The organism is Bacteroides sp. HF-4919, assembly GCF_018860125.1.
The window spans coordinates 90,277-111,737 of sequence record NZ_JAHKNF010000009.1 but is presented as its reverse complement, the minus strand read 5'-3'; the positions used below and the strand labels follow the sequence as shown (position 1 = coordinate 111,737).

General features: G+C 43.8%; 21 protein-coding genes and 2 tRNA genes. 16 read left to right on the top strand and 7 right to left on the bottom strand.

Going from position 1 to position 21,461, the window contains the following annotated elements; all coding sequences use genetic code 11:
• Positions 1 to 49: 49 nt before the first annotated feature.
• The 5 genes from proC to KO473_RS15955 all read left to right on the top strand — a co-directional run bounded on the left by proC (position 50) and on the right by KO473_RS15955 (position 4,738).
• A complete protein-coding gene (proC, locus tag KO473_RS15975) occupies positions 50 to 823 on the top strand; it encodes a pyrroline-5-carboxylate reductase (protein WP_005810731.1) in 774 nt (257 codons plus the stop codon).
• Positions 824 to 882: 59 nt separating this feature from the next.
• Positions 883 to 1,437 carry a helix-turn-helix domain-containing protein gene (locus KO473_RS15970; RefSeq protein WP_005778890.1) on the top strand — a complete coding sequence of 185 codons (555 nt, stop codon included), beginning with the start codon at positions 883 to 885 and terminating at the stop codon, positions 1,435 to 1,437.
• Between the two features lie 17 nt (positions 1,438 to 1,454).
• Positions 1,455 to 3,110, top strand: a complete 1,656-nt coding sequence (locus tag KO473_RS15965; protein WP_005822987.1) for an AMP-binding protein — start codon at positions 1,455 to 1,457, stop codon at positions 3,108 to 3,110.
• A gap of 155 nt (positions 3,111 to 3,265) precedes the next feature.
• Complete coding sequence (locus tag KO473_RS15960) at positions 3,266 to 3,466, top strand: DUF2007-related protein (RefSeq protein ID WP_005778894.1); 201 nt, start codon at positions 3,266 to 3,268, stop codon at positions 3,464 to 3,466.
• 126 nt (positions 3,467 to 3,592) lie between these two features.
• The gene (locus tag KO473_RS15955) at positions 3,593 to 4,738 is read left to right on the top strand and encodes a glycerate kinase (protein WP_122130401.1); all 1,146 of its coding nucleotides are present in this window, start codon (positions 3,593 to 3,595) and stop codon (positions 4,736 to 4,738) included.
• An 84-nt stretch (positions 4,739 to 4,822) separates the two neighbouring features.
• Here the strand turns inward: KO473_RS15955 and KO473_RS15950 are convergent.
• From KO473_RS15950 to prmC, 7 genes are all read right to left on the bottom strand, one after another.
• A tRNA-Leu gene (locus tag KO473_RS15950) sits at positions 4,823 to 4,906 on the bottom strand.
• 14 nt (positions 4,907 to 4,920) lie between these two features.
• Positions 4,921 to 4,993 (bottom strand) — tRNA-Gly (locus KO473_RS15945).
• Positions 4,994 to 5,137: 144 nt separating this feature from the next.
• A complete protein-coding gene (gene argH, locus KO473_RS15940) occupies positions 5,138 to 6,481 on the bottom strand; it encodes an argininosuccinate lyase (RefSeq protein ID WP_005822983.1) in 1,344 nt (447 codons plus the stop codon).
• A gap of 5 nt (positions 6,482 to 6,486) precedes the next feature.
• Positions 6,487 to 6,897 (bottom strand): SRPBCC family protein, encoded by a 411-nt coding sequence (locus tag KO473_RS15935; protein WP_005778931.1) that lies wholly within the window; start codon positions 6,895 to 6,897, stop codon positions 6,487 to 6,489.
• Positions 6,898 to 6,997: 100 nt separating this feature from the next.
• The gene (gene pyrE, locus KO473_RS15930; protein ID WP_005810767.1) at positions 6,998 to 7,636 is read right to left on the bottom strand and encodes an orotate phosphoribosyltransferase; all 639 of its coding nucleotides are present in this window, start codon (positions 7,634 to 7,636) and stop codon (positions 6,998 to 7,000) included.
• Between the two features lie 95 nt (positions 7,637 to 7,731).
• Entirely contained in the window at positions 7,732 to 8,196 is a 465-nt protein-coding gene (locus tag KO473_RS15925; RefSeq protein WP_005778936.1) for a regulatory protein RecX, read from the bottom strand.
• On the bottom strand, positions 8,193 to 9,029 hold the full coding sequence (gene prmC / locus KO473_RS15920) for a peptide chain release factor N(5)-glutamine methyltransferase (protein ID WP_005822981.1): 837 nt from the start codon (positions 9,027 to 9,029) through the stop codon (positions 8,193 to 8,195). Before prmC ends, KO473_RS15925 begins: the two co-directional genes overlap by 4 nt.
• Positions 9,030 to 9,082: 53 nt before the next feature.
• On the opposite strand from prmC, the gene ribD reads away from it, so the two are divergent.
• From ribD to KO473_RS15865, 11 genes are all read left to right on the top strand, one after another.
• Positions 9,083 to 10,123 (top strand): bifunctional diaminohydroxyphosphoribosylaminopyrimidine deaminase/5-amino-6-(5-phosphoribosylamino)uracil reductase RibD, encoded by a 1,041-nt coding sequence (gene ribD / locus KO473_RS15915; RefSeq protein WP_005778940.1) that lies wholly within the window; start codon positions 9,083 to 9,085, stop codon positions 10,121 to 10,123.
• A 138-nt stretch (positions 10,124 to 10,261) separates the two neighbouring features.
• Complete coding sequence (locus tag KO473_RS15910; RefSeq protein WP_122130402.1) at positions 10,262 to 11,617, top strand: DUF6242 domain-containing protein; 1,356 nt, start codon at positions 10,262 to 10,264, stop codon at positions 11,615 to 11,617.
• 8 nt (positions 11,618 to 11,625) lie between these two features.
• Positions 11,626 to 12,360 (top strand): isoprenyl transferase, encoded by a 735-nt coding sequence (locus KO473_RS15905; protein ID WP_005778944.1) that lies wholly within the window; start codon positions 11,626 to 11,628, stop codon positions 12,358 to 12,360.
• A 23-nt stretch (positions 12,361 to 12,383) separates the two neighbouring features.
• Entirely contained in the window at positions 12,384 to 15,020 is a 2,637-nt protein-coding gene (bamA, locus tag KO473_RS15900) for an outer membrane protein assembly factor BamA (protein ID WP_032531764.1), read from the top strand.
• Between the two features lie 24 nt (positions 15,021 to 15,044).
• Entirely contained in the window at positions 15,045 to 15,560 is a 516-nt protein-coding gene (locus tag KO473_RS15895) for an OmpH family outer membrane protein (protein ID WP_005778948.1), read from the top strand.
• A gap of 57 nt (positions 15,561 to 15,617) precedes the next feature.
• Positions 15,618 to 16,127, top strand: coding sequence for an OmpH family outer membrane protein (locus tag KO473_RS15890; protein ID WP_005810775.1), 510 nt, complete (start codon positions 15,618 to 15,620; stop codon positions 16,125 to 16,127).
• Between the two features lie 104 nt (positions 16,128 to 16,231).
• Entirely contained in the window at positions 16,232 to 17,074 is an 843-nt protein-coding gene (gene murI / locus KO473_RS15885; protein ID WP_122130403.1) for a glutamate racemase, read from the top strand.
• Positions 17,075 to 17,150: 76 nt separating this feature from the next.
• Positions 17,151 to 17,387 carry a DUF2007-related protein gene (locus KO473_RS15880; RefSeq protein ID WP_005778954.1) on the top strand — a complete coding sequence of 79 codons (237 nt, stop codon included), beginning with the start codon at positions 17,151 to 17,153 and terminating at the stop codon, positions 17,385 to 17,387.
• Positions 17,388 to 17,576: 189 nt separating this feature from the next.
• Positions 17,577 to 18,659, top strand: a complete 1,083-nt coding sequence (gene proB / locus KO473_RS15875) for a glutamate 5-kinase (RefSeq protein ID WP_005778957.1) — start codon at positions 17,577 to 17,579, stop codon at positions 18,657 to 18,659.
• An 11-nt stretch (positions 18,660 to 18,670) separates the two neighbouring features.
• Positions 18,671 to 19,918: a glutamate-5-semialdehyde dehydrogenase gene (locus KO473_RS15870; protein WP_005822979.1), complete on the top strand. Its 1,248-nt coding sequence runs from the start codon at positions 18,671 to 18,673 to the stop codon at positions 19,916 to 19,918.
• Between the two features lie 490 nt (positions 19,919 to 20,408).
• Positions 20,409 to 21,431 (top strand): L,D-transpeptidase, encoded by a 1,023-nt coding sequence (locus KO473_RS15865; RefSeq protein WP_005822978.1) that lies wholly within the window; start codon positions 20,409 to 20,411, stop codon positions 21,429 to 21,431.
• The last annotated feature ends 30 nt before the right edge of the window (positions 21,432 to 21,461 follow it).

The following is a 21,461-nucleotide window of genomic DNA, read 5'->3' as shown; positions in this document are numbered from 1 at the left end:
CACTTTTTACTTATACCTTTGTCAGAAACAGACTAAATAATTATAAAATATGAAAGTAGCTATCATTGGTGCAGGAAATATGGGAGGCTCCATTGCCTGCGGACTGGCAAAAGGCAAGCTGATCTCGGCTTCCGATATTATAGTGTCCAACCCCAGTGCCGGAAAACTGGAAGCGTTGAAAAAAGAATTCCCTTCTATCACTACCACTCGCAATAATGCAGAAGCTGCTATCGGTGCTGATATTGTGATTTTGACCGTAAAACCCTGGCTAATCAGAAGTGTGCTCCGCGAAATGAAACTAAAAAGCAAACAGATTCTCGTTTCCGTTGCAGCCGGAATCAGCTTCGAACAATTGGCGCATGATGTCGTTGAACCAGAGATGCCCATGTTCCGTATTGTCCCCAATACAGCTATCAGCGAACTACAAAGTATGACACTGATAGCTTCACGAAATGCCGGACACGATCTGGAAACACTGATGGTCAACCTCTTCAGTGAGATGGGGATGGCTATGATTTTGCCTGAGGACAAGCTGGAAGCAGCTACTGCTCTAACCTCTTGTGGCATTGCTTATGTACTGAAATATATTCAGGCTGCTATGCAAGCAGGTATTGAAATGGGAATCCGCCCGTCGGATGCCATGGATATGATTGCGCAATCTGTAAAAGGGGCTGCCGAACTGATACTGAACAACGATACCCATCCGAGTGTAGAGATTGACAAAGTGACTACTCCCGGCGGAATTACAATCAAAGGTATCAATGAGTTAGAGCATAATGGATTTACCTCTGCCATTATTAAAGCAATGAAAGCATCAAGATAGTGATTATCTAATTTTAATCACAAAAAACAAAAACATTAATCACTAAACACTAAATTTATATGGACGACCAAATTAAACAAATAGCAGAACGTCTGCGTGGACTACGTGACGTACTTGAACTGACAGCTGAAGACATCGCCCGTGATTGTGAGATTTCAGCGGAAGAATATCGTCTTGCAGAAACCGGAGATTACGACATCTCAGTAAGTATGCTGCAAAAAATCGCACGTAAATACGGCATAGCTCTTGATGCTCTGATGTTCGGAGAAGAGCCTAAGATGAGCAGCTATTTCCTGACACGTGCAGGTAAAGGAACCAGTATAGAACGTACAAAGGCGTATAAATACCAATCATTAGCGGCGGGCTTTATGAACCGAAACGCCGACCCGTTTATCGTAACTGTCGAACCAAAACCGGACAACGAACCGATACACTATAATAGCCATGGCGGCCAGGAGTTCAACTTGGTACTTGAAGGTCGCATGATGATCAGCATAGATGGAAAAGACCTGATACTAAACGAAGGAGACAGCTTGTACTTCAACTCAAAACTGCCCCATGGAATGAAAGCACTGGATGGAAAAACAGTGCGTTTTCTGGCAGTAATCATGTAATTATTTAAATGAAGAAAATGATAGATAGATTTTTATCGAAAACTTCCTTCAGTTCACAGGAAGATTTTGTCAAGAACTTAAAGATAAATGTTCCGGAAAACTTCAACTTCGGATACGATATAGTAGATGCCTGGGCTGCTGAACAGCCAGACAAACCGGCTTTGTTATGGACCAATGACAAAGGTGAACAACGCCAGTTCTCTTTTGCGGATATAAAACAATATACAGATCAGACAGCATCCTACTTTCAAAGTCTGGGCATCGGACATGGTGATATGGTCATGCTGATATTGAAACGACGTTACGAATTTTGGTTCAGCATCATCGCTTTGCATAAGCTGGGAGCCGTTGTTATCCCTGCCACCCACCTGCTAACCAAGAAAGACATTGTATATCGCTGCAATGCAGCCGATATAAAGATGATCGTAGCAGCCGGAGAAGAGGTTATTACTAAACATATCATAGATGCCATGCCGGACTCTCCTACAGTGAAACATTTGGTAAGTGTTGGCCCTGAAATAGCAGAAGGATTCGAAGATTTTCATCAAGGCATTAAAGATGCAGCCCCTTTCGCTAAACCGGAACATCCCAACTCCAACGATGATATCTCTTTGATGTACTTCACCAGCGGAACGACCGGTGAGCCCAAAATGGTTGCACATGATTTCACCTATCCGTTGGGACATATTGTCACCGGTAGTTTCTGGCACAATCTGAAAGAGAACAGCCTTCATCTCACCATCGCTGATACAGGTTGGGGAAAAGCTGTATGGGGAAAGCTGTACGGACAATGGATAGCCGGAGCTAATGTTTTCGTCTACGACCACGAGAAGTTTACTCCAGCCGACATATTGGAGAAAATACAAAACTACCATGTTACTTCACTTTGTGCCCCTCCCACAATCTTCCGTTTTCTGATTCACGAAGATCTGACCAAATACGATCTTTCTTCCTTGGAATATTGCACGATTGCCGGTGAAGCATTAAATCCGGCAGTATTCGATACATTTAAGAAACTGACAGGCATCAAACTGATGGAAGGGTTCGGCCAAACGGAAACAACACTAACGGTTGCCACCTTCCCCTGGATGGAACCGAAACCGGGAAGCATGGGAGTCCCTAACCCCCAATATGATGTTGACCTGATAGACTATGAAGGCCGTTCGGTAGAGGCTGGCGAACAAGGACAGATTGTTATTCGGACTACTAACGGTAAACCGTTGGGACTGTTCAAAGAGTATTATCGCGACTCTGCGCGTACACACGAAGCATGGCATGACGGCATCTATTATACAGGTGATGTGGCCTGGAAAGATGAAGACGGCTATCTTTGGTTTGTAGGGCGTGCCGATGACGTAATAAAAAGCTCCGGTTACCGTATCGGACCGTTTGAAGTAGAAAGTGCGCTGATGACTCACCCTGCTGTAGTGGAGTGTGCCATCACTGGTGTACCCGATGAAATTCGAGGGCAAGTGGTAAAAGCAACTATTGTGCTGGCAAAAGATTATAAAGAACGTGCAGGTGAAGAATTGATAAAAGAACTCCAGAACCATGTGAAAAAAGTAACGGCTCCTTATAAGTATCCACGTGTCATTGAATTTGTAGATGAATTACCCAAAACTATCAGTGGCAAAATCCGGCGGGTGGAAATCCGTAAGAATGATGAGAAATAGCCCAATTATACAAAATTCGTACATAAAAAATTGATCAAACCAACAAATCAGCAAACGTTTGCAACATAAGTGCTATAATATGAACTAAAATTGCTCTTCTGAAAGAAAACAACCTGCTATATTTGCAACATATTCATTTAATAACTAAAAAGCAAATGGTAGTAAGTAGAAAGATTTCTCAGGTTGAAGTATTCGCTGGTAGCCCATGGGAAGTGGCAAGTGTGAGAACCCTTCTAAAGGCTGCATCTATCGAAGTGGTGATGAAGGACAAAGGAATAGATTGCATACTGCTTTCTGTACCCTGTGAATATTACACTGCAGCAATGCGGGTTATCAGCAACAGAATAGCTTCATAGGTTTGTTAGATTAGGTTTGATTAGGGACAAAAGCCGGAATGATTCGTGTTACATTCCGGCTTTTTATTTTCAACGCTTCTTATGATTATTATCACATCTTCTAAATAAAAACAATTTTCTCCAAGCATGAAAAAGATAATCATTGCATCCGACTCGTTTAAGGGTTCCCTGTCATCCGCAGAGGTAGCTGTATCATGTGAAAAAGGTATTCGAAAAGTATTTCCGAAATGCGAAATCATAAAACTCCCTATAGCGGACGGCGGAGAAGGAACAATTGAAGCACTGGTCAGTGCAACAAATGGGCGGATACATTCATGTCACGTACACGATCCATTAATGCGGTTAATAGAAGCCCGGTATGGCGTTTTGGGAGATGGAGAAACTGCTGTCATCGAAATGGCAGCCGCGAGTGGACTGACATTGATTGAACCCCATCTGAGAAATCCGATGAAAACAACCACTTATGGTACAGGCGAATTAATACAGGATGCCTTGGAACACGGTTGCAGGAAATTTCTGATAGGAATCGGAGGTAGTGCCACCAATGATGCAGGCACGGGAATGTTGCAGGCATTAGGCATGAAGTTCCGGGATATAGCCGGGAATTTATTAGGGTATGGAGGAGAAATACTTCAAAAGATAGAGATGATTGATAGCAACGATTTCCCGGAAGATAAACTGGCAAAGTGTACATTCACCATCGCATGCGATGTAAACAACCCATTTTCCGGACCACAAGGAGCCGCATTTATTTTTGCTTCCCCAAAAGGAGCCGATGCAAAACAAATACGCATATTAGACACAGGACTGAAGCATTTTGCACAGTTGATTGCCCAAACCCTATATAAGGATATTGATGCTACCCCTGGAGCAGGAGCAGCCGGAGGCATGGGTGGCGCTTTTATAGCCTTCTTCAACGCTCGGTTATCCCGGGGAATTGATACTGTATTGGATGCTCTCCATTTTAATGAAAAACTACAAGGAGCCGATCTTGTGATTACAGGCGAAGGGAAAATGGATGCCCAAACTATAATGGGAAAAGCCCCTATGGGAGTTCTCAAAGCAGCCCAACGAAAAAATATTCCTGTAATTGGTATTGCCGGATGTGTGGATGAAACCGAATTGCTGAATAATGCAGGTTTTCTGGCTGTATATCCTATTGTAGAAGGTCCGGTTTCTCAAGAGCAAGCTATGGAAAAATCAAGGACCTGCAGCAACATAGAGAGAACTGTCCATCAATGCATGCGAATGTTATCCTTATTGCATAACTAAACGGCATATAGATAACATCTCCATGAATAAAGTAAAAGCTCCATAAGTTCATTACTTATGGAGCTTTTTAGGATGCAACTATAGTACTCGAAGCGGGACTTGAACCCGCACAGCCGCAATGGCCAAAGGATTTTAAGTCCTTCGTGTCTACCATTCCACCATTCGAGCATCCTTTCAAAGAGAGCGGAAAACGAGACTCGAACTCGCGACCCTAACCTTGGCAAGGTTATGCTCTACCAACTGAGCTATTTCCGCGTTTTTTCAACGGGTGCAAAGATAAGTAGTTTCCTGCTTTCTGCCAAACTTTTTCCAAAGAAAAAATTCTCAAAGAAACGGAAAACTATTTTTATCATAAAAGCTATGTAAAGATAGAAGTTATCTTCACATAGCAATAATCTATCAAACACGCCCTAACAAGGTCTTTTCAGCCTGTTCCATGCTGTAGAAATTAAAGCCTTCCACTACATTTTGCATCAAAGCGGATATCTCATCATTACAAAGATTACCAATACTCCCTTCATGAGTATGATGCACCTTCTTATTATGCGAGAAGTTACCAGCTTCAATATCCAAGCCTACTTTTTTATAAGCATCCCGAAAAGGCATACCTTCACGTGCAAGGCGATTCACTTCTTCTACACTAAAGATAAAAAGATATTTATCATCATCAAGAATATGTTCATTCACCTTAATTTCATTCATGATGTATGTAGTCATCTGCAAGCAATCTTTCAGTTCTTGAAAAGCCGGCAAGAAAACCTCCTTGATAATTTGCAGATCACGAAAATATCCGGAAGGCAGGTTATTGGCAATCATCATAATTTGCTGTGGGAGAGATTGCAACTTATTACATTTAGCTCGTGTTAATTCAAACACATCCGGATTCTTCTTATGCGGCATGATACTGGAACCGGTAGTACATTCATCCGGCAGTTTCACAAAACCAAAATTCTGGCTATTGAACATACAGGCATCGAAAGCCAATTTTGAAATGGTTCCTGCAATTGTTGCCAGTGCAAAAGCGACGTTACGCTCCATCTTGCCACGTCCCATTTGAGCATAAACTACATTATAGTTCAAAGAGTCAAAACCAAGCAACTGGGTAGTCATCGTACGATTCAAAGGAAATGAAGAACCATATCCCGCAGCCGATCCCAAAGGATTACGGTTACACATCCTAAATGCAGCTTGCAAAAAGAGCATATCGTCCACCAAACTTTCGGCATATGCCCCGAACCAAAGGCCAAATGACGAGGGCATCGCAATCTGCAAATGAGTATACCCGGGCATTAATACATCTTTATATTGTTCACTCTGACGAATTAAAACATGAAAGAGTTGCTCCACCGCCTCTGCCACTTCTTTTATCTGTGTGCGGGTAAAAAGCTTTAAGTCAAGTAATACTTGGTCATTACGTGAACGACCACTATGAATTTTCTTACCCACATCTCCCAACCGACGAGTCAACATCAACTCCACCTGAGAGTGAACGTCCTCAACTCCTTCTTCTATTACAAACTCACCTTTCTCGGCAGAAACATAAATATCTTTCAATTCGGCTAACAATAAAGATAATTCATCTTTTGTCAATAAACCTATGCTCTCAAGCATAGTGATATGTGCCATTGAACCAAGTACATCATGTTTAGCAAGATAAAGATCCATCTCACGGTCACGACCAACGGTAAAGCGTTCTATATCCTTGTTTACCTCAACAGATTTCTCCCAAAGTTTCTGTGCCATATTCTTTAATATTGTATCATGGATAACATATCAGCCATCTTCTCCAGTCCTTCCTGTAAAGGCTTCTGTACCATTGCTTTCATAAATGGATTAATATCCAACCCAATGGTTATTTTAAGTTTACATTCTTCATCGGCTGAAGATACAATCTGAATCCACATATTAAAAGGCAGAGGAGAATTAATCGTCTCAAATTTAATACACTTACAGGGCTCACGTTCAATAATCTTAAGGGTTAGCTGTCCCACCGGATCTACATTGAAACTAAGTGTATCCGTATCAAAACTCATATCTTTCACTTTGTCTTGTGGTAAACGGTCTTTTATGGATTCCAGGTTACTAAGGTCCGCAAGTTTATCGTACACACGTTCCTGGCTATAAGGTATTACCTTGACACTACTCTCAAATTTAGTCATCTTATTCTATCTTACTTATAAAGAAAAAAGAAGAACAATCCGAACAAACTCTGTCCGAATGGCCCTTCTTTCTATATTTTAATCATCAAAAAAATCAGTCTTATTTTCCGGTTTCCCAATGAGCTGGATCCTTGCGCCATTCGTTTAACGTTGCAATATCTTCTTCTTCAATGTAACCGGTACGCAATGCAACATCCAACACTGCTTCATAATTAGTCAACGTTACCAAAGGTACTTTAGCATCTTTAAAAGCCTGTTCGGCAACCGGGAATCCGTAAGTATAGGCAGCTACCATACCAATTACTTCACAACCATCCCGACGGATAGCCTCTACGGCTTTCAAACTGCTTCCACCGGTAGAGATTAAATCTTCTACTACAACGACTTTCATACCCGGACGAAGTTCGCCTTCGATAAGATTCTCCAAGCCATGGTCTTTAGGGGTAGAACGGACATACACGAACGGAAGATTCAATGCATCAGCTACCAAAGCACCTTGAGGAATAGCACCTGTTGCAACTCCGGCAATGGCATCTACCTGTCCGAAACGTTCCAGAATCAGACGTGTAATTTCGAACTTAACAAAACTACGAAGAGAAGGATAAGAAAGGGTTTTACGGTTGTCGCAGTAAAACGGTGATTTCCATCCGGAAGCCCATGTAAACGGATTTGCCGGTTGAAGCTTAATAGCTTTAATCTTCAACAACTTCTCGGCGAATAATCTCTCTAAATTTTTCATAACTAAACTAACTATGATAATTACAGGATGCAAAAATACGGAAATGGAACGAGACTAAAAAGAAGAAGCCGTATTATTTTTTTGTTATTTGTCACTTACTCTTCTTCCACTTGCACACAACGGCGGATATCATCCATTTCAAATCCTCTGCTCATGGCAAAACGGATCAACTTCCCATTCAACTCGAATTCATCTTTGGCGTGTATACTTTTACGTTTAGCAGCCATCAAATCTCCCAAAATAGCAAGATACTCTTCCTGATCAATGTCATTCAGGTATTTATAAGACACTTCACGAGATATCTTTTTCATGTAAAGTGCTTGAGCAATCTTCATTTTACCCCATTTGGCAAAACGAAACTTATCATTGACAAATGCCCTACAGTAACGTTCTTCATCTATAAACTTCTCAACCACAAGCCGATCAATAATCCGATTGACCGCTTCATAAGGCAAGCCCCACTTCTGTAGTTTTTCACTCACTTCAGCTTTACAATGCTCGGCTGCAGAGCAATAGCCAGCCATGCGGTTTAACGCATCTTCTTCTGTTATTATATTCATCGTTTAGCAGTTACAATTCGATCATTACCCGATATGTCTTTTATCAAACGAAGGTCTCTATATCCCTTTCCGCCAAGCATTTGCAAAACTTCTTCACCATACGCCCGATTTATCTCAAAATAGAGTTTACCATGCAGACTTAGCATCTCTCTCCCCAAAGAGGCAATACGCCGGTAAAATAATAAAGGATCATTATCCGGAACAAACAGAGCCAGACCGGGCTCCCAATCCAAGACGTTAGGTTCCATTTCATGTTTTTCGCTCTCTGTCACATAAGGAGGGTTACTTACAATAATATCATATCGTCTGTCTCCAGAAAACTCCGTAGAAAAGACATCCACTTTCTCAAAATTCACTTTAGTTTTCAGTTCCTGATTGTTTTGCCTGGCAATGGCAAGTGCATTTTCCGACACATCCCACGCCGTAACCTCCACTCCAGGAATATGCTTAGACAAACTTATAGCAATACACCCACTTCCGGTTCCTATATCAAGCAGACGGACACCTGTAGCAGACTCTTTTACTATTAAATCCACCAGTTCTTCAGTTTCGGGACGAGGGATCAAGACTCCCGGAGCTACCCGGAACATGGATCCGTAGAAATTTGCCCTTCCCTGAATATACTGAATTGGCTCGTTTTTCTTCAACCGTTCAACAATGCTTTCTAAATCACGCTGTTCGTTTGCAGATAAAATTATATCTTTGCCCAAATAATAGTCAATAGCATCCTGCCCCAGCAGATCACAACAAATCATTTTTGTGAGGCTCCTGAGTTCTCCCGGTGGATAAATATGGTGTAAAGACTGGCGGATATAAGTGGTGACGCAGTTCATTCTCATTATTTTGGGGTGCAAAAATACAAATAATATAGCTATAAGCCTAAAAGATGGAAGAAGAAAAATACATGAGACGTTGCATCCAATTGGCAAGAAACGGTCTTTGCAACGTATCTCCCAACCCAATGGTGGGGGCCGTCATCGTATGTGATGAACAAATCATCGGCGAAGGTTATCATGTCCGTTGTGGAGAAGCCCATGCCGAAGTCAACGCTATCCGTTCTGTTAAAGACCCCTCTTTACTGAAACGCAGTACTATATACGTAAGCCTTGAGCCTTGTTCCCATCATGGAAAGACACCTCCCTGTGCTGACCTAATCATAGAAAAGCAAATTCCCAAAATCGTAATCGGTTGCCAGGACCCATTTTCCAAAGTTGCGGGTAAAGGCATCCAAAAATTACGGAATGCCGGACGTGAGGTCATAGTGGGAGTCCTGGAAAAGGAGTGCCGCGAACTTATACAGAAATTCATCACCTTCCACACCCTTCATCGCCCTTATATTGTTTTAAAATGGGCAGAATCGGCTGATGGCTTCATCGACTTAGAGCGTACAGAAGGACATCCTGTGCTATTATCCACTCCCCTCACTTCCATGTTGGTACATAAAAAAAGAGCAGAATCGGATGCTATTATGGTAGGTACCCGAACAGCATTATTAGACGATCCGGCATTAACTGTACGTCACTGGTACGGACATAACCCGGTACGCATAGCTCTGGACCGTAATCATTCGCTTCCTCAGACTTCACACCTTTTGGATGGTAGCGTGCCTACACTCATTTTTACGGAATGCCACCGCCCCGGTAAAAAGAATCTGGAATATATCCCCTTGGACTATCAAACAGATATTCTGCCACAAATACTGGCAACCCTCTATCAGCGTAATCTACAATCCTTGATGGTCGAAGGAGGCAAGATATTGCTGGAATCATTTATCTGCTCCGGAATATGGGATGAAATTATTATAGAAAGAAGCGACAAACGGCTTTATTCCGGTGTTAAAGCACCTGAAATAAGCGATAAAATTAGTTATTCAGAAGAAAAACATTTCGCTACAACCTTCAGGCATTACTTAAAGAGAAATACCTAAATTCGCAGCATTCAGGGAGTTTTATATCGACAAAATCGAGCAGATTATCTATAATTTTATATAAAACTTCCCTTCAATGTTCAATATAGAGAAAAATGTTCCTATTTTTGCAACTTGTAAATAAACACAATCTTTCAAATGAGAATAAAGTTTTTATCAGTAATTGTAAGTTTCTTCCTTGTATCGTTTGCCGTTACTTCGTGCCTTGACACTGAAGAAATTGAATACAGCCCGGATGCTACCATACATGCATTTGCACTTGATACCGTACATGGGGTAAACTATAAATTTACAATAGATCAATTTGGACCTGACGGAGTTGGACTTATTTATAACCAGGATTCACTGCCTGTGGGCTCCGATACAATTATTGACCGTATTCTTATAAAGACATTGACCACAGCGTCCGGAATAATCACGGCTAAAAACGCAGAGGGTCAAGACACCTTGTTTAATTACTCCGACTCTATTGACTTCAGGGGCACTATGGAAAAGCCCATGAGAATAAAGGTATGGGCCGCGGATATGCAATATACCAAAGAGTACACCATTTCAGTGCGCGTACACCGACAGGATCCGGACTCCATGAACTGGACTAAAATGACAGATAACTTTGCTAACTACAGTGGGTATCAGAAGTCCGTAATTCTGGGTGAAGACATTCTTGTGTATACAGCAAACACTACTGCCTACAAATCATCAGGAGACGTAATCAACAAAGGAAGAAGTTGGGCACAGGTATCTGTTACCGGGCTTCCGGAAAACATAAAACTCTCTTCCCTCATAGCTTTTGGTGAAAAATTGTATGCCACAAACGGTGAGAAAGTATATGTTTCTTCAGATGGGGCATCATGGAGTCTTGCAACCGATTTGAATAAAAACGGTAAAGTAGAGATGCTGATCGCTCCTTTCCCCAAGAATGAGGGCAATCTGCTGGATATCTCCGGAATTGCCGGTATTATTAATAATGGTAGTCAATCTACATTTGCGATAAGCAATCCTGAAGCAACCGCATGGAATATCAGTTCAGAAGAAGTCGGTTCTGACTTCCCGCTGGATAATTTGTCAGCAACGTCTTATCTCAATGCTACAGGAATACAGACAATAGCCGTAATGGGCAATAATCGCAATGCAAGCGATACAACTTCGGTGGCCTGGAGTTCACAGGACGGTTTACTTTGGATTCCTTTAAAAACGTCATCGACCACTGCCTATTGTCCGAAGCTCGACAAACCGTCTTTCTTCTATTATGGCAACGCTTTCTGGACATTCGGAGGAAAGTTCGAAACGATCTACACATCGGAAGCAGGACTTGCCTGGTATAAAGCCGATAAGAAAATCTTCTTACCGACTGAATTCAAAGACAGAGGGAACAACTACTCTACTGTAGTGGACAAAGATAACTTTATCTGGGTAATATGGAGTAACGGCGATGCCAACGAAGTATGGCGTGGACGACTTAATAAATTTGGTTTTGCCAGACAGAACAAATAATTAAAGAAATGTCCTATAAAGAACAAATAGATTTAAACCGGATACCTAAGCATGTAGCCATTATCATGGACGGTAACGGACGATGGGCCAAACAACGCGGACGCGAACGTAGTTTTGGACATCAGGCCGGAGCCGAAACTGTGCATATCATCACTGAAGAGGCAGCCAGGTTAGGAGTCAAATTCCTTACCTTATATACCTTTTCAACCGAAAACTGGAACCGGCCATCGGACGAAGTCGCTGCATTGATGAGCCTCCTATTCGACTCTATCGAAGAGGAAACATTTATGAAAAACAATATAAGTTTCCGTATCATCGGAGACATCAACAAACTACCCGAAAATGTACGGAAGCGCTTGAATGCCTGTGTCGAACGTACTTCCAAAAACACAGGAATGTGTCTGGTACTTGCCCTCAGTTATTCTGCCAGATGGGAAATAACCGAGGCCGCACGGCAGATTGCCACATTGGTTCAGAAAGGAGAAATGACTCCTGAAGAAATTACTTCGGAAAGCATCCAGACGCATCTGACAACCAATTTCATGCCCGATCCGGACCTCTTAATCCGTACAGGCGGAGAGATTCGTTTAAGCAACTATCTACTTTGGCAATGTGCTTATTCGGAGCTTTATTTTTGTGAAACCTTCTGGCCAGACTTTAAGGAAGAAGAATTGCACAAGGCTATCTGTGACTACCAGAGACGCGAACGCAGATTCGGAAAGACCAGCGAACAAATCAGTTAACTCAAAACTTAATTATAACATAAATGCATTATCGTATTTCCTTCATATTCGTAACGTTTATCAGCCTGTTTTGCTTTGCATTGCCGGGCGTAGCACAAGATGCTAACACTGACGAATCAAAACCCGTTATCATGTATTCCGGGACACCGAAAAAATATGAAATAGCCGACATCAAGGTCGAAGGTGTCAAGAACTACGAAGATTATGTTCTTATCGGACTGTCCGGACTTTCTGTAGGACAAACTATTACCGTACCGGGTGATGAGATCACGGGGGCAATCAAACGCTACTGGCGTCACGGTCTGTTCTCCAACGTGTCAATCACAGCCGAAAAGGTAGAAGGCAATAAAATCTGGCTGAAGATCAGTCTGACTCAACGTCCGCGCATTTCAGACATACGTTATCACGGTGTGAAAAAGTCGGAGCGTGAAGACCTACAGACCAAACTGGGTATGATAAAAGGCAGTCAGATCACTCCGAATCTGGTGGACCGTGCAAAGGTTTTAAGTAAACGTTACTTTGACGATAAAGGATTTAAGAATGCAGAAATAACCATCACTCAAAGAGATGATCCTGCAAATGAAAATCAAGTATTGGTCGACATAGATATCGATAAGAAAGAAAAGGTAAAAGTCCATGCCATTACTTTTGCCGGTAACCATGCTATCAAAACATCGAAGCTGAAACGTGTGATGAAGAAAACAAACGAAAAGGGAAAACTGCTGAACTTGTTCCGCACCAAGAAGTTTGTTAATGAGAAGTATGAAGAGGACAAGCAACTGATTATTGATAAGTACAACGAACTGGGTTATCGCGATGCACGTATCGTGAAAGACAGCGTATCCAAATTTGACGATAAAACGGTAGATGTATACATTGAATTGGAGGAAGGCGATAAATACTACCTTCGCAACGTAACATGGGTGGGTAACACTCTTTATCCCTCAGAACAACTGAACTTTATGCTCCGCATGAAGAAAGGAGATGTATACAACCAGAAATTGCTGAATGAACGTTTGTCAACCGATGAAGACGCTATCGGTAACCTCTATTACAACAATGGTTATCTGTTCTACACGTTAGATCCGGTAGAAGTGAATATCGACAACGACTCTATCGACCTGGAGATGAGAATCTACGAAGGCCGGCAAGCCAGCATCAATAAGATCAAGATCAATGGTAATGACCGTTTGTACGAAAACGTTGTTCGCCGTGAACTCCGTACCCGCCCGGGCGAGTTGTTCAGCCGTGAGGACCTGATGCGTTCTATGCGTGAGATCCAACAAATGGGACACTTTGACCCGGAAAACATCAAACCGGATATTCAGCCGGACCAAGTGAACGGAACGGTAGATATTGCCTATGATCTGGTATCCAAAGCAAATGACCAGGTAGAGTTCTCTGCCGGTTGGGGACAGACGGGTGTTATCGGTAAATTAAGTTTGAAATTTACGAACTTCTCTTTGGCAAACCTATTGCACCCGGGAGAAAACTATCGTGGTATCCTGCCTCAGGGTGACGGACAGACACTGACCATCAGTGGACAGACCAATGCACAATACTATCAGCAGTATAGCATTTCGTTCTTTGATCCCTGGTTCGGAGGTAAACGTCCGAATTCATTCTCCCTGTCGGCATTCTTCTCAGTTCAGACTGATATCAGCAGCCGTTACTATAACTCAAGCTACTATAACAATTACTACAACAGTTATTACAGCGGCTTAGGCGGTTACGGTATGTACAATTATGGTAACTATAACAACTACGAAAACTATTATGACCCTGACAAGTCAATCAAAATGTGGGGTCTGTCAGCAGGTTGGGGAAAACGCCTGAACTGGCCAGATGACTACTTCCAGCTTTCAGCCGAGCTTTCTTATCAAAGATATATCTTGAAAGACTGGCAGTACTTCCCGGTAACTAACGGTAAATGTAACGACTTAAGCATCGGCTTGACATTGGCCCGTGCTTCTTACGATAACCCGATTTATCCGCGTAGTGGTTCAGACTTCTCTCTGTCTGTACAGTTCACACCGCCTTACTCACTGTTCGACGGAGTAGACTACAGTAAATATAACGAGTACAACCAGAACGATATGAACAAAATGCACAAATGGGTAGAATACCATAAGTGGAAGTTCAAAGCAAAAACATATATTCCGTTGCTGAACCCGACAACCGTGAAAAAGACTCCGGTGCTGATGACACGTGTGGAATTCGGTATATTGGGCCACTACAACAAATATAAGAAATCTCCGTTCGGTACATTTGACGTCGGTGGTGACGGTATGACCGGATATTCAAGCTATGCAACCGAGAGTGTCGCCCTTCGTGGTTACGAAAACAGTTCGTTAACTCCGTACCGTGGACAGGAAGGATATGCCTACACTCGTATCGGATTTGAATTAAGATATCCGCTGATGCTGGAAACAAGTACCAATATTTATGCGTTAACATTCCTGGAAGCCGGTAATGCATGGCATGATGTGAAGAACTTCAATCCGTTCGACCTGAAACGTTCGGCCGGTGTAGGTGTCCGCATCTTCCTCCCGATGATCGGTATGATGGGTATCGACTGGGCATACGGTTTCGACAAAGTACTTGGCGACAAGAGCGCAGGCGGAAGCAGATTCCACTTCGTATTGGGTCAGGAATTCTAATTGTTTCATTAAAAACTAAGCGTTATGAAAAAGTCTGTTCTATTTATCATCTTGCTGTTTGCCGTAGGTATGACAGCTCAAGCACAAAAGTTTGCTCTGATCGATATGGAGTATATCCTGAAGAACATTCCGGCTTACGAACGTGCCAACGAACAATTGAACCAAGCCACCAAACAATGGCAGGGTGAAGTCGAAGTATTGGCAAAGGAAGCACAAACCATGTTTAAAGAATATCAAGCTGCATCTGCAAAGCTGACGGCTGCGCAGAAAACTCAAAAAGAAGATGCCATCGTAGAAAAAGAAAAGGCTGCCTCAGAGTTGAAACGGAAGTACTTTGGTCCCGAAGGCGAGCTTTTTAAGAAGAGAGAAGAACTGATGAAGCCCATTCAGGATGAAATATACAATGCCGTAAAAGTAGTAGCCGAAGAAAACGGCTACGCTGTAGTAGTGGACAGAGCTTCAGCTTCGAGCATTATTTTTGCCACTCCGCGCATTGATGTGAGCAATGAAGTGCTGGCGAAATTAGGATATTCAAATTAATTTCATACATTTGCAGCCGATAACTAAAAAGTAATCATTCAAATAAATAATAGAACTATGCTTAAAAAAATTGCACTTTTAATGATGCTGGTACTCCCGATGGGCGTATTCGCACAAAATCTTAAATTCGGTCACATCAATGCAATGGAAATTGTTTCGGCTATGCCGGAATACACCAAAGCACAATCTGAATTGCAGGCATTGAACAAACAACTCGGACAGGACCTTCAGAGAACTCAAGAAGAATTCAACAAAAAATATCAGGAGTTCATGCAGCAGAAAGACTCTCTTCCTACTGTGATTGCAGAAAGAAGACAAAAAGAGCTGGAAGACATGATGCAGAGACAAGAACAATTCCAGGCTAAGGCGCAACAGGATATGGAGAAAGCCAATAACGACCTGATGGCTCCGGTATACAAGAAGCTGGACGATGCTATCAAAGCAGTAGGCGCAGCAGAAGGTGTTATCTACATTTTCGACATGGCACGTACTCCGATACCTTACGTTAACGAAAATCAGAGCATCAACCTGACTCCGAAAGTAAAGACCCAATTGGGCATTAAATAAGAGTCGGAAGCTATAAAGTTACGAGCTACAAGCTACAAGTACTATGCGGAAAATACGCTACGACTTGTCACTTGTAGCTCGTAACATTTTAACCCATCTCCGTTATGAAACAATCCCTTTCCCAGAAACCCGGTCCTATCGGAGTATTCGACTCCGGATATGGCGGACTGACCATCCTGAGTAAAATCCGGGAGGCTCTTCCGGATTATGACTATATCTACCTGGGCGACAACGCCCGTACCCCTTACGGTACCCGTTCTTTTGAAATCGTATATGAATTTACCCTGCAGGCGGTTAACAAACTGTTTGAGATGGGTTGCCACTTAGTGATACTTGCCTGCAATACAGCTTCGGCCAAGGCATTAAGAACCATACAAATGAACAATCTTCCGGATATCGATCCCAGCCGAAGAGTCCTGGGAGTCATTCGTCCAACGGTAGAGTGCATCGGCAGCATAACCCAAACCCGCCATGTCGGAGTATTGGCCACAGCCGGCACCATCAAATCGGAATCGTATCCGCTCGAAATACATAAACTCTTTCCGGACATAAAAGTAAGTGGAGAAGCTTGCCCAATGTGGGTACCTCTGGTCGAAAACAACGAAGCCAATGGTAAGGGAACCGACTTTTTCATCCGTAAATACATCAACAATCTGCTTGCCAAAGACGGACAGATAGACACTATCATTTTGGGATGTACCCACTACCCGCTGCTGCTGCCCAAGATACAACAGTTCGTGCCCCAAAGTATGAAAGTGGTTGCACAGGGAGAATATGTAGCCGCCAGCCTGAAAGATTACCTCTACAGGCACCCCGAAATGGACCGGAAATGCACTCGGGGAGGCAGTTGCAGCTTTTGTACCACAGAAGCCGAAGATAAATTTATTGAATCGGCCTCAACATTCCTCAACCAAGACATTACGGTACAACGGATATCTTTGGAATAATCTATATGTAAAACAACATTATCCAGGTTCTTTTTGTTATATTTGTAGGAGATAACCACATAATATCCCTACCATTATGAAAGAAGATAAAGACACCCGCTTAGTAGAAGTCTTCACCGGTTCACCTTGGGAAGCAGAGTTTACCAAAGGATTACTTGAAAGCAATGGAATAGAATCCATTCTGAAGGACGGAGGCGGCCTTGCGGCTCTGGCACCTTACTACATCGGACAGGAAATAGCCGTCCTCGTCAATGAAGACGATTATGAGCAGGCTATGGAAATAGTGAGAAACCGGGAAAAGGCGAACGAATAAATCACCAAACATTTTTTCTCCTCCCACGCAGACATGTCCGTCAGGCATACCCACGTGGGAGAGGTATGTACTACCGGCACCTAATCCCTCTCTTTAGGCACCCGGATGATAAGACCTTTCATTTAATGTACCCCTTAGGTTACATTTCGACAAAAATCCATATATTTGTGCTTTCAAATCGTTAGCATAATGAAAAAGGAGTTTACACGAATAGCTGTAAAGGTGGGAAGTAACGTACTTACCCGGCAAGACGGAACGCTGGACGTCACCCGGATGTCTGCCCTAACCGACCAGATAGCTGCCCTGCATAAAGCCGGAATGGAAATCATTCTTATCTCTTCGGGGGCTGTCGCCTCAGGACGAAGTGAAATACGCACCCTCAGGAAACTCGACAGCGTTGACCAACGCCAGTTATTTTCTGCTGTAGGACAAGCCAAACTCATCAACCGATATTACGAATTGTTCCGTGATCACGGTATCGCCGTAGGCCAGGTACTCACCACCAAAGAGAATTTCGGTACCCGCCGGCATTACCTCAACCAGAAAAATTGCATGACGGTAATGCTCGAGAACGGAGTCATCCCCATTGTCAACGAAAACGATACCATCTCCGTCACCGAACTGATGTTCACGGACAACGACGAATTATCGGGACTCATCGCCTCGATGATGGATGCGCAGGCTCTTATCATCCTAAGCAATATTGACGGCATATACAACGGTTCTCCTGCCGATCCGGCTTCATCCGTGATACGGGAAATAGGGCAAGGGAAAGACCTGACAAACTATATCCAGACCAGCAAATCGAGTTTTGGGAGGGGTGGTATGCTGACTAAAACCAACATTGCCCGCAAAGTGGCAGACGAAGGTATTACCGTAATCATTGCCAACGGCAAACGTGACAATATACTCATCAACCTGACGGAACATCCGGAAGAAACCATTTGCACCCGTTTCATCCCCGCCCCACAGCCGGTGTCGAGTATCAAGAAATGGATAGCCCACAGCGAAGGTTTCGCCAAAGGAGAGATACACATCAATGAACAAGCCTCCGAAGTTTTGAACTCGGACAAGGCAGTCAGCATCCTTCCCATCGGAATCACCCGCATCGAAGGGGAGTTTGAGAAAGATGACATCGTGCGGATCATCGATAACCGGGGCGTTCCCATAGGTGTGGGCAAAGCCAACTGTGACTCGACACAAGCACGGGACGCCATCGGAAAGCATGGGAAAAAAGCAGTAGTCCATTATGACTACCTTTACATCGAATAAACGAATTGCGTATGAACCTGAATGATACATTTGCTGCCGTACAAGCAGCCAGCCGTCGTTTAGCATTATTGCCCGACGAACAAATAAACCGGATATTGAACGCCGTAGCGGATGCTGCTTTGGCACAAACGCCGTATATCCTTTCCGAAAACCGGAAAGACCTGGATCGGATGTCACCCGACAATCCGAAATACGACCGGCTGAAACTGACCGAAGAACGGTTGAAAGGAATTTCCTCCGACATACGGAACGTAGCGACACTCCCCTCACCGCTGGGCAGGGTCCTGAAAGAAAGCATCCGGCCCAACGGAATGAAGCTGACAAAAGTAAGTGTGCCCTTCGGAGTTATCGGTATCATCTACGAAGCACGTCCTAACGTCAGTTTCGATGTCTTTTCGCTTTGCTTGAAAAGTGGTAACGCCTGTATTTTAAAAGGCGGTAGCGATGCCGACTTTTCGAATCGCGCCATCGTAGAAGTGATACATAATGTGCTCCGGCTGTTTGATGCAGACACCCACACCGTCGAGTTGCTGCCGGCTGACCGCGAAGCGACCAACGAACTTTTGCATGCCGCCGGATATGTAGATCTGCTTATTCCCCGCGGTAGCAGCAGCCTGATCAACTTCGTGCGGCAGAATGCCACCATACCGGTGATAGAAACAGGTGCAGGCATCTGCCATACATATTTTGACGAATACGGAGACACTACTAAGGGAGCAGCCATCATTCACAACGCCAAAACACGCCGTGTCAGCGTCTGCAACGCACTCGATTGTGTGATCATTCATAAAAGCAGATTGTCCGACCTGCCTGCGCTATGCGAGAAGCTCAAAGCAAGCAATGTGATTATCTACGCTGATCCGTTGGCTTATCAGGCACTTGAAGGACATTATCCTGCCAAAGGATTGAAACCGGCTACACCCGAAAGTTTCGGGACAGAGTTCCTGGACTATAAAATGGCGATCAAGACAGTCTGTAGTTTTGAAGACGCACTCGGACATATTCAAGAGTACAGTTCCCGCCACAGCGAGAGCATCGTCACTGAAAGTCGGGAACGCGCCGCCCTTTTCACCCGGATGGTAGATGCAGCATGTGTATATACCAATGTATCTACGGCGTTTACCGACGGAGCACAATTTGGGTTGGGAGCAGAGATCGGCATCAGTACACAGAAGTTGCACGCCCGTGGCCCGATGGGGCTGGAAGAGATCACTTCCTATAAATGGATCATCGAAGGTGACGGACAAACGCGCCGATGATCTTTATTCAGGCGAAATCCGCAAAATAATCGGTTCAAAACTTGACTTTGCCCCCGGATTATGCTATCTTTGTAAATACAATCATACATTACATTCTATTTAGAATGCGATAAAAGGGAGAGGCCGCTGCCTCCCCCTTTCTTTTTTTCAAAGGCTGCATTTCCGAAAGACAGAGCCGGTGTTTCCCCTCAACAGAGCCGGTATTCCGTGCCGGAAGAGCCGGTGTTCCGGCCCGAAGACGGTTGCTTCCGGAGACGGAGACGGCATCTTCACCTTATTATCGCGGTTACATCCGGCATAACTCCTCCGCGCAAAATCCGAAAAGTATAAATAGTTTAATCCGGCAGGGCCTCACGTTAAAGAAGTGTAAACTTGCTCTTGACAAAACAAAGGGTAAATATGCAAATTATTAATAATACGAAAACAAAACGCTTTGCTATTCCTTATAAAAAATATTATATTTGTAAATGAACCCCTAACCCATCCCATTATGAAGCAAACAGCCCATATATACTTGTTCTCCCTCCTCTTCCTTTTCTGCGCATGCAACAGAGAAAACAAAACAAATCCGCTACAGCCCGAAACGGTTGCTGTAGCAGATTCACTGGAACAAACACCTCCCGAAGAGAAGCCCAAGGCTATCTCGGCAGAGCAGATAGAGATTGTGAAAGACCTGCTCTACGACAAATATACCCTTGAAGATACTTACCCGTACAAAGATACCACCCGCAGTTTCCAGTGGGATAAGATCAAAGAACGTCTGGCTCTGCTCGAAAATATCCAGCAAGAGCCCTCTCGATGGGGTATCCTGCAAAACTATAAGAATCGGAACGGTGAAGCCCCATTGGTGCGCCACTACAAACGGAATGCTTACAAACGCATTGCCGACACCCTGGGCATAGAGCGTTACCAGTCCGTTCCGCTCTATCTGCTCACCGATACACTGGTACCCGAACGTTATGGAGAAGACGGTTCGCTGGTACGTTTTCTGGCAGACGGAGAAAAGTTCGTCAAGGTATCTCCCATCTACATAGGCGAAGAGTGGTATGTACCCAAGAAATACGTCAAAGTACTCCCGGATACGACCCGTTTCACCAAAGCAATCATGATAGACCGGAGAGACCAGAACATAGCAACACTGGAACAAACCGGCGAGGCCCGATGGGCTGTACGCAGCATGAACCCCGCCACCACCGGACGACACCGCCCGCCGTATGCACAGGAAACCCCGTTAGGCATCTTCGTATTGCAGGAGAAAAAAGCACGTATGATATTCCTCAAAGACGGTTCTACCACTACCGGAGGCTTTGCACCTTACGCAAGCCGGTTCTCGGACGGAGGATACATTCACGGAGTCCCGGTAAACGAGCCACGCAAAGCACTCATCGAGTACAGTCCGTCACTGGGCACCACCCCCCGTTCGCACATGTGTGTACGGAATGCCACCTCACATTCGAAGTTTATTTTCGACTGGGCACCTGTAAATGAGACAATTATTTTTGTTTTGGAATAGAAATCCGTATCTTTGCGCCGTTATTTTTCT

Excerpts from the sequence above, each read along its gene's own strand:
- KO473_RS15935 (WP_005778931.1), bottom strand. The coding sequence starts at position 6,897 with ATGACTAAATTTGAGAGTAGTGTCAAGGTAATACCTTATAGCCAGGAA.
- argH (WP_005822983.1), bottom strand. The coding sequence starts at position 6,481 with ATGGCACAGAAACTTTGGGAGAAATCTGTTGAGGTAAACAAGGATATA.
- proB (WP_005778957.1), top strand. The coding sequence starts at position 17,577 with ATGAAAAAGGAGTTTACACGAATAGCTGTAAAGGTGGGAAGTAACGTA.
- bamA (WP_032531764.1), top strand. The coding sequence starts at position 12,384 with ATGCATTATCGTATTTCCTTCATATTCGTAACGTTTATCAGCCTGTTT.
- KO473_RS15960 (WP_005778894.1), top strand. The coding sequence starts at position 3,266 with ATGGTAGTAAGTAGAAAGATTTCTCAGGTTGAAGTATTCGCTGGTAGC.
- KO473_RS15970 (WP_005778890.1), top strand. The coding sequence starts at position 883 with ATGGACGACCAAATTAAACAAATAGCAGAACGTCTGCGTGGACTACGT.
- KO473_RS15880 (WP_005778954.1), top strand. The coding sequence starts at position 17,151 with ATGAAAGAAGATAAAGACACCCGCTTAGTAGAAGTCTTCACCGGTTCA.
- KO473_RS15890 (WP_005810775.1), top strand. The coding sequence starts at position 15,618 with ATGCTTAAAAAAATTGCACTTTTAATGATGCTGGTACTCCCGATGGGC.
- pyrE (WP_005810767.1), bottom strand. The coding sequence starts at position 7,636 with ATGAAAAATTTAGAGAGATTATTCGCCGAGAAGTTGTTGAAGATTAAA.
- KO473_RS15955 (WP_122130401.1), top strand. The coding sequence starts at position 3,593 with ATGAAAAAGATAATCATTGCATCCGACTCGTTTAAGGGTTCCCTGTCA.
- proC (WP_005810731.1), top strand. The coding sequence starts at position 50 with ATGAAAGTAGCTATCATTGGTGCAGGAAATATGGGAGGCTCCATTGCC.
- KO473_RS15895 (WP_005778948.1), top strand. The coding sequence starts at position 15,045 with ATGAAAAAGTCTGTTCTATTTATCATCTTGCTGTTTGCCGTAGGTATG.
- prmC (WP_005822981.1), bottom strand. The coding sequence starts at position 9,029 with ATGAACTGCGTCACCACTTATATCCGCCAGTCTTTACACCATATTTAT.
- KO473_RS15965 (WP_005822987.1), top strand. The coding sequence starts at position 1,455 with ATGATAGATAGATTTTTATCGAAAACTTCCTTCAGTTCACAGGAAGAT.
- KO473_RS15865 (WP_005822978.1), top strand. The coding sequence starts at position 20,409 with ATGAAGCAAACAGCCCATATATACTTGTTCTCCCTCCTCTTCCTTTTC.
- murI (WP_122130403.1), top strand. The coding sequence starts at position 16,232 with ATGAAACAATCCCTTTCCCAGAAACCCGGTCCTATCGGAGTATTCGAC.
- KO473_RS15910 (WP_122130402.1), top strand. The coding sequence starts at position 10,262 with ATGAGAATAAAGTTTTTATCAGTAATTGTAAGTTTCTTCCTTGTATCG.
- ribD (WP_005778940.1), top strand. The coding sequence starts at position 9,083 with ATGGAAGAAGAAAAATACATGAGACGTTGCATCCAATTGGCAAGAAAC.
- KO473_RS15925 (WP_005778936.1), bottom strand. The coding sequence starts at position 8,196 with ATGAATATAATAACAGAAGAAGATGCGTTAAACCGCATGGCTGGCTAT.
- KO473_RS15905 (WP_005778944.1), top strand. The coding sequence starts at position 11,626 with ATGTCCTATAAAGAACAAATAGATTTAAACCGGATACCTAAGCATGTA.
- KO473_RS15870 (WP_005822979.1), top strand. The coding sequence starts at position 18,671 with ATGAACCTGAATGATACATTTGCTGCCGTACAAGCAGCCAGCCGTCGT.